The following is a 12,706-nucleotide window of genomic DNA, read 5'->3' as shown; positions in this document are numbered from 1 at the left end:
ACTGTCACGCTATCTATTAATCAATTTTGACGTAATGAGTTCAGTTATGACCGCTTTTACACCTATGCCACTGGCAGACAAACAGCAATTATTGGTTAAATTATGTGAGCAATTTGAAGATGCTATATTCATCTTAGATAAAAATTTACGCTATTTATCGGTCAATGCCACCTATGAGCTAATGCTTGGTTATACGGAGGATTTTTTGCTTGGTCGACCACTTGGTATATACGCGACAAAGTTTTTATCAGAAGAAGAAAGCGCGATTTTAAAAGATATTACTAATTGCTTAGATAGTACTGGCTTTTATGAAAGTAATTTTTCGATGCCAAACCGTTATGGACAGATACTTGAATGTCATATGACTTATCGCAAGATTTGTATTGAAGATTCTGTTTATTATATTGGCATGGTGCGTGATATGTCCTCGGCGGTCAAAGACCAAAAACAGGTAGCCCACTTGCTCAATTATGATCAATTGACAGGCCTACCTAACCGTAAGGTATTCTTGAGTCAAGCCAGTGACTTACTGTTGGACAGTTCCCAAAAAGTCGTCATTGTGCGCTTAAATATTGACCGTTATCGTAACCTTGCCAGCCTACTAGGCCCTGATGGTATCAACACGTTGATAAAAAGCTTTGTCACTCGTCTCAAAGCGCTAAAACTGGATAATTTGCACTGTTTTTCACATTTTGGCGGTGACGATTTTGCTTTATTGTTTGAATGTAATGGTGCCAACATAATACACAATCAGCTGACCAGTTTGATGCAAATGTGTGAGCGACCCTTTTCTTTAGAAGACAATGCAGCGACAGACACCGATATTTATTGTCATATATCGGTCGGGGTCAGCTACTTCCCTGAAGACGATGAAGAGTTGATAGGATTATTGACCAAGGCTGAAAAAGCATTACATTATGCTAAGCAGCAAGGCGGGGACGATATCTGCTGGTACGATACGGCAATTGATGAGGCCACAGCTGGCGGTTTACAGCTAGAAGCTGAGCTGAGATCAGCTGCTATTGAAGGTCAATTTATACCTTATTACCAACCAAAATTTGAATTAATGACTGGCATCATCATTGGATTTGAGGCGCTTGTACGCTGGCAGCACCCAACGCGTGGACTGTTAAAACCCATACACTTTATCGATGCTATTATCACTCACAAACTGTCGTTTGATCTGTTCACACAAATGGCCATTAAAATCACCAAGCAGATATCTGTTTGGCAACAGCAAGGCTTCTTTCAGCACATTTGTATCAACGCTGATGCCGCTGAATTTAGCCACCCTGATTTTTTTGAAATGGTAAATAGTCTACTGGTACAGCATGATATCTCTGCGCATCAGCTGCATATCGAAGTGACTGAATCCTCTTTAATTCAGCGTCATGCCCATGTCAAAAAACAACTGGATTTGCTCAAAGCACTCGGTGTGTGTCTTGCGCTAGATGACTTTGGTACTGGCTACGCCTCTTTAAGTTACTTACAACAATACCCCTTTGATTTTATTAAAGTTGACAAAAGTTTTACTTCTAACATCGAAACCGATCGTACCCAGCAAGCCATTGTAAAGGCTATTTTGGATTTGGCAGTGGCCTTGGATATGCAAGTAGTCGCAGAAGGTATCGAAACCGAACAGCAGCGCGATATACTTTTGGCGATGGGTTGTCAGTATGGTCAAGGCTATTGGTTTGGCAAACCTGTCACGGCCCAGGCAGCGACCGAGATGTTGATTCAGCAATACGCCACCAAACAAACCTAAGATAGTTAGTATTTTTTGACCCACTATCACCAGTATTTTCATAGAGTTATTCGCAGTATCCTGTAGCGCCTAACGTCGATTGCACAACCGATGCAAGATGGGTTCATGACTTATCAGTGCTGTCACCAAACTTGTATAATCCCCTATGAAAGCCTATCTTTTATAGTGAATTTGTTAGGTCTCATAGAATTTTAAACCGATTCTAACAATCACCATTCTTTTCAATACCATTTTAGCTAATCAATAATTTAAATGATCTGCATGACTGCTTATCATTGATTTAGTTTCTTTAAATTAAAGTAGGCAATATCGAGGCACTAAATAAAAACGCCCTCACCTGCTTACGATTGATTATTATTGGTTATATTCCCAAAAGGACAGGAAGTTATGCAATATAAAGCACCCTTACGTGATATTAAATTTGTCATGCATGAGTTACTTGATAGCGAAAGCCACTATAAAACATTACCTGCATTTCAAGAAGCAGATCGTGAACTAATGGACAGCTTATTTGAGATGGCGGCAAGCTTTGCTGAAAATGAGCTGTCACCACTCAATCAAAGCGGTGATGCTGAAGGCTGCCAGTTTAACAATGGTCAAGTCACCACACCAAAAGGCTTTAAAGAAGCGTATAAAGAGTATTGTGAACTAGGTTTCCCTGCATTGTCTGCTGAAGAAGAATTCGGCGGTCAGAACATGCCGTTTTCATTGTCTACGGTTATTAATGAGATGGTCGGCACGGCAAACTGGTCATTCTCTATGTACCCTGGCCTATCGCATGGTGCTATCCAAACCATCGAGCATCACGGTACGGACGAACAAAAACAAACTTACCTAGAAAAAATGGTCACCGGCGAATGGTCAGGTACCATGTGTTTGACCGAGGCACATGCCGGTTCTGACTTGGGTATTATCCGTACCAAAGCTGAACCAAAAGAAGATGGCAGCTATAGCATCACCGGTCAAAAAATCTTTATCTCAGCGGGCGAGCACGACTTAACCGACAATATCATCCATATCTGTTTAGCTCGCCTACCAGGTGCGCCAGCTGGTACTAAAGGCATCTCGTTGTTTATCGTCCCTAAAGTGATGGTCAACGAAGACAACAGCCTAGGTGAAAATAACCAAGTAGCGTGTGGCTCTATCGAACACAAAATGGGTATCAAAGCCTCAGCCACTTGTGTGATGAACTTCGACGGCGCAACAGGTTACCTAATTGGCCCTGAAAACCGTGGTCTACAGTGCATGTTTACCTTTATGAACGTGGCTCGTATTGGCACGGCAGTCCAAGGCCTGACGGCAGCAGAATATGCATTCCAGGGCTCACTGACGTATGCCACAGACCGCTTAGCGATGCGTTCATTATCAGGTGCTAAAGCGCCAGATAAAGTCGCTGATCCTATCATCGTCCATCCAGCGGTTCGTAACATGCTATTGACTGAAAAAGCCTTTGCAGAAGGTGGTCGCGCATTGGTTTATTACCTCTCACATTTTGCAGATACTGTGGCAAAAGGCGAAGGCGATGATCTTAAGTTTGCTGACCAAATGCTGTCATTATTGACCCCTATTGCCAAAGCGTTCTTGACCGAAACTGGCCTAGAAGCAGCCAACCATGGCGTACAGGTTTATGGTGGTCACGGCTATGTTAGCGAATGGGGTATGGAGCAAAACGTCCGTGATACGCGTATTGCTTGCTTGTACGAAGGCACCACTGAGATCCAAGCACTTGATCTATTAGGTCGTAAAGTGCTCGGCTCACAAGGTAAGCTGCTAGCAAACTTTGTTCAAATCATCCAAAAATTCTGCGAAGAAAACAAAGACAACGACGAGATGGGTCAGTTTATCCGCCCACTTGCCAAGCATCTAAAAGAATGGGGCGAGCTGACGTCACGTATTGGTATGCAAGCGACTGAAAACCCAGATGCGGTCGGCGGCGCAGCAGTTGATTACATGTACTTTAGTGGCTATGTCACCCTAGCCTACTTATGGGCGCGTATGGCACTCATCGCACAAACCGAAATCGCTAACGGTAGTAGCGAGCAGGCGTTCTATGATGCCAAAGTGAAAACCGCGCAGTTCTACTTCGCTAAGTTACTGCCACGTACGACGACCCATGTACAACGCATCAGCACTGGCGTTGAACCATACATGAGCATGGATGTGGATCAGTTCGCTTTTTAATTAGAGGCTAAACACTGCTACTACTGTATTTTTATCGGCAACATACTCAAGTGTGTTGCCGATTTATTTTGTGGGTATATTGCAATGAAAAACACCGTTTATAGATGGTAATTAGCTATTCTTGTTACATCGCTATGGTTTTTAAGATCTATTTAAGTACTTCAATAGTCTATACTGACTTTTGGTGCACGGACAATTCACGAAGAAACACCCCAGCGCACACGCTTATTTGTTAAACTTTGATTATTAATCACCGAGATTAAATCAAAAGAACAATTGATATTCTTAACCACTCCAATTTTATTTATTTGAACCAAAGGAATGTTTATGGCTGTTTATAATGCCCCTCTTAATGACATGCGCTTTATCTTAAATGATGTGTTTAATGCGCCTAAATTCTGGCAAAACAATGAAAACCTAGCTCATGTTGACATGGAAACAGTCGATATGATTTTGGAAGAAATGGCAAAACTGTCAAAAAACATTCTATTACCTATCAACCGCAGTGGTGATGAAGAAGGCGCCACTTTCGAAGGCGACGGTGTCGTCACGACCCCTACTGGCTTTAAAGACGCTTATAAGCAATATGCTGAATCAGGTTGGGTTGGCTTAAGCGGTAACGCTGAATACGGTGGTCAAGGCTTCCCAAAAATGGTCACCATGCTGACCGAAGAGATGGTATTCACTGCCAACCAATCGTTTGCCCTCTACCCTAACTTGACCGTTGGTGCGACGCTTTGCCTAAATGCGGCTGGTTCAGAAGAGCAAAAACAAACCTATCTAGAAAAAATGTATGCTGGTGAATGGGCTGGCACCATGTGTTTAACAGAGCCACATGCCGGTACTGACTTAGGTATTATTAAAACCAAAGCCATACCAAATGATGATGGTAGCTACGATATTTCTGGTACCAAAATCTTTATCACTGGTGGTGAGCACGACTTAACTGAAAATATCATTCATTTGGTATTGGCAAAAACGCCAGACGCCCCTGCTGGCTCAAAAGGCATTTCATTGTTTGTTGTACCAAAATTCTTGGTTAATGAAGATGGCAGCCTAGGCGAGCGCAACACCCTAGCCGTCGGCTCTATCGAACACAAAATGGGCATTAAAGCTTCGGCGACTTGTGTGATGAACTTTGATAGTGCCAAAGGCTGGATGGTTGGTGCTGAAAATACCGGTCTGTCATCGATGTTTATCATGATGAACTATGAGCGCGTGACTATGGGTCTGCAAGGCCTTGGTGGTTCTGAGCTTGCTTATCAAAACGCGGCACTATATGCCAATGACCGTGGTCAAGGCCGTAGTGACACGCAGCTACAAAGTCCAGAAAAACCAGCTGACGCCATCATTTATCATGCCGATGTGCGCCGTATGCTACTGAACGCCAAAGCCAACACTGAGGCATCGCGTTGCTTTGCTATGTACGTCGCCAAAAACCTTGACGAAGAGAAATTTAGTACCGATCCTGAGTCGGCAAAAGCTGCCGCCGCGCGCGTTGCCCTACTAACGCCAGTGGCCAAAGCATTCTTGACCGATAAAGCACTAGAAGCCACGGTTGATTGCCAGCAAGTCTTTGGTGGTCATGGCTATATCCGCGAATGGGGTATGGAGCAAATCGTTCGTGATACGCGTATTGCGCAGATTTATGAAGGCACTAACGGCATTCAGGCGCTTGATTTATTAGGTCGTAAAGTGGCGAAAAACAACGGCAAATACGTTAGCCATTTTTTAGGTGAGATTCGTGACTTTGTCAATAATATGCAAGCAGATCATGGTATCAAGCAAGCGACATTAGATGCTGCCGATACGATTGAGGCGCTAACCAACACGGTACTGGCCAACATTGGCGAACGTAAAAATGAAATTAACGGCTGTGCCGTTGACTATATGCATGCCTTCGGTTACCTCGCTTATTCATACATGTTTGCATTGATGGTGGAAGCGGCCAACGGTAAAGAAGGTGAGTTTTATACCAATAAAGCCAAACTTGCTGATTATTTCGTCGGTCGTATCTTGCCACGCATTGATGCTCATGCACAAATGGTTCAAGCAGGTAGTGATCCAATGATGAATTTTGATCTTGACTACTTTGATGTGCCTGCAAGCTAAATAACATTACAGACTTACTTATAAAACTCTAAGTGAGAGGACAGTTATATAACTGTCCTTTTTTTTGCCAAAATAATTTTTATAAGAATATGGTCATTGAAAAGTAATATCTATAAATCACGTACTGCTGGTATAAACTTTCCTTGCTTGCTGTGCCTACGCAGACAGAGGCTGCAAAAAATTTATACCAACAGCACTGTAGCATTTTGGCTCTAACGACAAAAATAACTGCTAACAAAATAATTAACTATCGTTGCTTGGTTATGATTAAAATAACGCAAGACAGAATATCGCTCGCAGCCTGAGGGCGGGTTAAAATAATTATAACCAAGGATGCAATGTGTCAGAAATAAAACACATTTTACAGCAGATTACGGCCTTAAGTGATGTGCCCGATCCTGCGGTACTTAAACGCTTAGTAGCTGAGCTGCGGGTCAGTGATAAAGAACCTGCGTTGGCCAATGAAAACATGCAAGCACTGATTGACATCCTTCGTCAGCATCCTGAGCATGGCGATGGACTGTCTAGCTTTGTCTTAAAACTCATCATTCAATACCGCCAAATTGCTCTGTATACCGACACTGGTATCATGTCAGATCAAGGATTTTTTAATAGCTTACGTCGCCTCATTGGTCATCGTTTTTTACCATTATTGCCGCAAGAGGATTCAGTCGTTGAACTAATCGGTTATTTGTTTGATAAGCACTCTGATGAACGCTGGCTAGCCAATATTGAAAAAAACAAATGGGATGAGCTGGTTGAGCTGCTCAAAGTACAAGAGAAGCACTTAGATTTAGTGGCAACGGCAAAAAACAGTATTTTGAATGCTATTATTATCCTATCTTATCGCATCAGCGGTATCGGTTTGCATCCTGATCTGATGGAATCTTACCCGCAAATATTAAATTATTCAGCGTCTTTTGTGGCACAAAATCAAGAAGCCGTACTATTCGTTAATCAATACAGGCAAGCACATGAGCTTGATACCTTAACCGATATTACCCCTGAACATGCCGTCGACCCAGCGCCGCTGCTGGTCATGATCGAGCAGTGCGAAGACATAGTCGCTACAGTACGTAAACGTATCTACAAGACGGGAATCTCTATTCGTTTGACCAATATGATGCTGCGCTTGGATCAAAGTCTTCAGCGTATGCGCATCTTAACCGAGCTGGTGACCGATGGTAATAAAAACCGAGATCGCGCCGTTATTGAGCTGATACAAACGCTGATTACCACCGCCAATCGCCGTTATAGTATTGGCTACTTGATTGATAACAATACCAAATTACTCTCGCGCAAAGTCACTGAAAATGCCAGCCGTGTCGGTGAACATTACATCAGTACCGATAAAGCGGGCTATCAAAAGATGTTTAAAAAGGCCTCTATCGGCGGCTTTGTTATTGCTTTCATGGCCACTATTAAAATATTGGCGTACCAATTGGCACTCGCTCCGATGGGACGAGCCTTTATTAACAGTATGATTTATGGCTTGGGTTTTGTTTTTATCCATGTCATCCGTGGTACGGTTGCGACCAAACAGCCCGCTATGACTGCTGCAGCCATAGCCTCGACCATATCTGATGGCTCGGGGAAAAAATCACACCAGCTGACTAAGCTATCAGAATTGGTCGTCGATATTTTGCGTACTCAATTTATCGCCATTATGGGTAACGTCATGTTAGCGATACCCGTTGCGCTTATTATCTCTTTTGCGTGGCTGCAATATACAGGCGTGCCGATGATCGATTCTGAAAAAGCGGGACACCTGCTCCATGAGCTTGATCCTTTTCGCTCGCTGGCGCTGCCCCACGCTGCCATTGCTGGGGTGTATTTATTTCTGTCGGGTCTCATTGCCGGCTACTACGATAATTTAGCCGTTTATAACAATGTAGGCGCGCGTATCCAACGTCATAGACTGTTAAAGTACATATTACCCAAGTCCTGGCTACAGCGTCTAGGCGGCTTTGTAGAGGCTAACCTTGGCGCAATCATGGGTAACTTTTTATTCGGGGTATTCTTGGGTAGTACCGCGACTATTGGTTTTATATTTGGCTTACCAATTGATATTCGTCATATTGCCTTTGCCTCGGCTAATTTGGCGCACGGCTTATTCAATATCTCCGCCGATGATATAAGTTGGAGTGTTATTTTAGTATCCATTCTTGGTGTAGCGCTTATTGGTATCGTCAATCTGATGGTCAGCTTCTCGCTAGCGTTATTTGTGGCATTGCGTTCTAAAGAAGTCAAATTCCTTGAATGGAGTCGTTTATCCAAGCAGATTTTTAGTCACATACTAAGCCATCCTTCTGACTTTTTTTGGCCACGTGATAAGCCAATGAAATACGCGCGTATCGATAGCCAAGGGCATATGATATTTGATGATACCTCAGCGCAAAAAGGGGGAAAACCGTTACCCAGTAATTATGTCGTCAGGCGGTTATCTGATGCCAGAATCCTACCTAAATCTAAACAAGCTAGTACCCAAAACGCATCAACAAATACCAACATATACTATGACAACCAGCCCAAAGGCGAACATCATCAATCTCAAGCATCTCCTAAAGGAGTCGTCGATCTTGATGATGGCTTAATAGATAACGAGCTCAATAGTGTGCCTTATACTGATGACATTCAATATGATCAAGCGACTAAAATACTCAATAACCTCACTAATGCTCATGGTCAGGCAACGGACAATGAACAACCTCATGCTAGCAACGATGTTAAGCCTGCGGGCGACGCCAAAACACCTTTACCAAAACCAAAAAAGCCACCAAACTTACCCAGTTAATGGGTTTATTTGATGGCTGGACTGGTTACTTTTAAATATAGAGTTAAAATACTTTAAAAACGCTACGATACTGCGGGTATAGTTTTTTTGCAGCCTCTGTCTGCGTAGGCACAGCAAGCAAGAAAAAACGGTACCTGCAATACGTGATGTAGCGATATTACTTCTCACTGACTATAGCTACCTAAAAAATAACTTTTTCATATACTTATAATTATGACGTGTCTTCATATTATGATTGTGGCAGTAAGCAATGGGCACTTGAGGTTATAGCTTTACCGTCACTTAATCGATAGGCCAATAGATGATTGCCCCAAACGCAGCCACCATCAAGCGCACGCGCATAAGGCAAATCAACCTCACCTTTTAGCGCCGCCCAGTGACCAAATAATATCTTACGGTTGCGCGGCACCTGCCATTCAAACCAAGGCAAAAAATCTTTGGGCATTCGCTCATCCAAACCTGCAGAAAAGCTAAACTCCAGCGACCCATCCTGTTGACACAAACGCATACGAGTAAAGTAGTTAGCAATCGCTCGCATTTTAGTAAAGCCATTAATATCTGTATGCCAGTTATCGGCTGTTTTCCTATATAAGTGCGGCAATAAGCGATCAAGCTGTTTTAAGCTGGCTTGTAGTTGTGACTCCAATTGCTGCGCATAATTCGCTGCTTCCTCAATACTCCAATGTGGAGGAATACCTGCATGCACCAACACCGTATGCTCATCAGGGTAAGCCAATATCGGCTGATGGCGTAGCCATTCAAGCAACTCATCGCAATCATCAGCAGCAAAAATCGGTGCGGTCTTATCTTTTTTCTTGATTTTCGTCGCGCCGCGCCAGACGGCAATTAGATTAATATCGTGATTACCAAGCACCGTTGCAGCCGCCCCTTGCTCACAAAGTGCTTTGACATGGCGCAACGTATTTAACGAATCTTCGCCGCGTGCTACTAAATCCCCAGCAAACCATAGTTTGTCTTGGGTAGGATCAAAGTCCAAGGTTTCAAGTAGCTGAAGGTATGCCGCATAGCACCCTTGCAAGTCACCGATGACATACTGCTGGCGAAAACTCATAAAACCTCTATATTTTTTTATTAAGCTTCTTGCAAAAGACAGAAGCCAATTTCGAAACTCACTAAGCCTGCGAACAGCTTTATTCTTAAGTCATAACGCTTGTAACGATTTCGGTAGCACGCAGCCACAATTTTAAACAGCTTGATTCAGCCTATTTTAGGCTCAATCATAATATGAAACTTAGCCAAATAGTAATTGGTTTGTTTACAAAGTTTCAACATCTGACCACCACGGGAGTTTTAAGTGGGATGATATCTATCAAGTTTAACCAATCAGAGCGTAATGTTTCTTTATGACATAGACTTACTAAAATTAGCCACACAGCGAGCGGAAGTCGTTCTATTTTGATTTAAATTAGGATCATCAGATATTAAAGGCGGGTTTGGTCCTTTCTGAAATCGCTTGATGGTAACTGAACCTCCTGCATGTACATTACCAGCTGAGCCTTCTCCAGCATCTACACCTCGCAATACTTTTTCAGTGCCTGTTTCTGGCCCTTGTGGATTGCTCTCTGGGCTATCGGCATAATACTCAGGATCGTACCAATCAAACATCCATTCATAATTTTGATTGACTAAATCATAAAGCCCTAAAGGATTGGGTGGATATAATCCGACAATAGGTACTGTAAAGACAATTGAATTATATTTATCACTAAACTCTCTTTTTTCTTCATAAGTCCACATATTGCGTCCAGGATCTATTTCCCCTGTATCCGTTGGAAATAGGATGTACTCTCCGCGATTACGCGCCGCGTATTCCCACTGGGCTTCGGTTGATAGACTCATCGGTACGTCTAATTGTTGCCCGAGCCATTGACAGTAGTGCTGTGCCGTTTGCCAATTAATACCAGCTGCTGCATTCGGTTGACGTATCTCTATTCCTATAGGTTGCATTCCCTCTTCATCTTGCCCTGTTGCCATACTATAGACATCAAAGTCGCTATAGGTTGCCTTGTAGGCATTCATACTAAAGCTATCGAGCGTCACTGGATGCAGCGGCTTATTGTCAGATTGTCCAGTCAATGGCAGGCCATCGGTCCAGTCAAGTTTAGGACCAAAGTCACCCATCTCATAACTACCCCCTTCGATAAAGCGCATGTTGGCTTTTTGCTGCGCTAAGAAGTTATCCAACTGCTTTTTTTCATCAGCGCTTAGATTGCTACGAGTTTGCGGGATACCGTTACTGTCCGTCGAAGTAGCTGGCTCTTTAGCGCAAGCAGTCATGGCAAATAGCGGTAAGATAAACAAAGATACGAATAAAGGCTTTAGCGGCATAATAGGCTACAGTGATATTTTGTTGAGAAGTCAGACGGATTGTACTAATAATTTGTGTAGATTGTCTAAGTAGAAATATTAAACTACTGTCGAGGTGTATTAGGTTAATAACAAGGGTTGGTTATTATCAACTTTTATAGGGTAATAGCATACCAACTCCAGCCTTTATGCTGCCAAAAATCCAGAGCAATACGATCCAGCGGGCTTTGACGAAGATATTACATCGCCCTTCGGACGAGATGATGACGACAGTTATATGGTTTAATGATTAAAACCCAGCTGAACCATGCTCTCTTATTACCTAATACTTAGTTCAATGAGACAGATGTGTTCGCAACACAACGTGCTGAAGTTTCACGATTTTGATTAAGTCCAGCATCATTTAATATAAGAGGCGGATTGGGTACTTTGTACCAGCGTTTTACGCTCACAGCGCCCATCACTCTAATATTTCGTGCACTACCTTCATTGGCATCGACGCTACGTAATACTCTTTCTTTACCAGTTGATGGACCTTGTGGGTTATGCTCAGAACTATTCCCATAATAGTTGGCATCGTACCAGTCGCTCATCCATTCGTAGTTCTGATTAGTCATATCATATAGTCCCAATGGATTAGATGGATACAAGCCTAATATTGGGACTGTTGCTGGTGAGTCATATTTACTGCTAATTTCATTTGCTTGCGCAAATGTCCATACATTTCGACCATCATCTATCTCGCCATTATCAGTTGGGAATAGTACATACTGTCCACGATTACGTGCCGCGTATTCCCATTGTGCCTCAGTCGGCAGACTCATCTTTACCTCAAGTTGTTGGCCGAGCCACTGGCAGTAGTGCTGGGCAGTTTGCCAGTTGATACCAGCAGCAGCGTCAGGTTGATGTAGTTCTATGGTGTACTCCTGCATTCCTTCTTTGGGCTGCCCAGTCGCCATACTATAGATATCAAAGTCATTATAGGTCGCCTTATAGGCATTCATACTAAAACTATCCAGCGTGACCTTATGTAAAGCCTTATTATCACCACCGCTAGAGATCGGCATTCCTTCAGTCCAATCGAGCTTAGGACCAAAGTCGCCCATCTCATAGCTACCGCCTTCGATAAATTGCATGTTTTCTTTTTGCTGTGCTAGGAAGTCGTCTAGCTGTTTTTGTTCATCCGCAGTCAAATCGCTACGAGTTTGCGGGATGCCGTCGTTATCAACCGAAGGCTCTTTAGCACAAGCAGTCATGGCAAATAGCGGTAATATAAACAGAGATACGAATAGAGGCTTTAGCGTCATAATAGTCTACAGAGATGTTTTGTTGAGAAGTCAGACGGATTATACTAATAATTTACGTGAATTGTCCAAGTCGCTATATTAAACTATTGTTTATCTAGATTGGGTTAATAAAAAAAGGTTAGTTACTATTAATTCTTATAGGGTAATAGCATACCAACCCCAGCTTTTATGCTGCCAAAAATCCAGAGCAATACGATCCAGCGGGCTTTGACGAAGATA

Annotated in this window: 7 protein-coding genes; 4 read left to right on the top strand and 3 right to left on the bottom strand. The window is 42.9% G+C overall.

The window, feature by feature from the left end:
* Positions 1 to 46: 46 nt before the first annotated feature.
* From EI162_RS00035 to EI162_RS00020, 4 genes are all read left to right on the top strand, one after another.
* Entirely contained in the window at positions 47 to 1,765 is a 1,719-nt protein-coding gene (locus EI162_RS00035; protein ID WP_225735257.1) for a GGDEF domain-containing phosphodiesterase, read from the top strand.
* Positions 1,766 to 2,152: 387 nt separating this feature from the next.
* A complete protein-coding gene (locus EI162_RS00030) occupies positions 2,153 to 3,946 on the top strand; it encodes an acyl-CoA dehydrogenase C-terminal domain-containing protein (protein ID WP_192522387.1) in 1,794 nt (597 codons plus the stop codon).
* Between the two features lie 327 nt (positions 3,947 to 4,273).
* Positions 4,274 to 6,058, top strand: a complete 1,785-nt coding sequence (locus EI162_RS00025) for an acyl-CoA dehydrogenase C-terminal domain-containing protein (protein ID WP_192522386.1) — start codon at positions 4,274 to 4,276, stop codon at positions 6,056 to 6,058.
* A gap of 340 nt (positions 6,059 to 6,398) precedes the next feature.
* Complete coding sequence (locus tag EI162_RS00020; protein ID WP_192522385.1) at positions 6,399 to 8,852, top strand: site-specific recombinase; 2,454 nt, start codon at positions 6,399 to 6,401, stop codon at positions 8,850 to 8,852.
* 229 nt (positions 8,853 to 9,081) lie between these two features.
* Here the strand turns inward: EI162_RS00020 and EI162_RS00015 are convergent, their stop codons facing one another.
* The 3 genes from EI162_RS00015 to EI162_RS00005 form a co-directional block, all read right to left on the bottom strand.
* On the bottom strand, positions 9,082 to 9,924 hold the full coding sequence (locus EI162_RS00015; protein WP_192522384.1) for a symmetrical bis(5'-nucleosyl)-tetraphosphatase: 843 nt from the start codon (positions 9,922 to 9,924) through the stop codon (positions 9,082 to 9,084).
* 290 nt (positions 9,925 to 10,214) lie between these two features.
* On the bottom strand, positions 10,215 to 11,201 hold the full coding sequence (locus EI162_RS00010) for a formylglycine-generating enzyme family protein (protein WP_192522383.1): 987 nt from the start codon (positions 11,199 to 11,201) through the stop codon (positions 10,215 to 10,217).
* Between the two features lie 308 nt (positions 11,202 to 11,509).
* Entirely contained in the window at positions 11,510 to 12,487 is a 978-nt protein-coding gene (locus EI162_RS00005; RefSeq protein ID WP_225736871.1) for a formylglycine-generating enzyme family protein, read from the bottom strand.
* Between the last annotated feature and the right edge of the window lie 219 nt (positions 12,488 to 12,706).

This window comes from Psychrobacter sp. FME6, assembly GCF_014861365.1.
Taxonomy (GTDB): Bacteria; Pseudomonadota; Gammaproteobacteria; order Pseudomonadales; family Moraxellaceae; genus Psychrobacter.
This window is presented reverse-complemented; position numbering and strand designations above follow the sequence as displayed.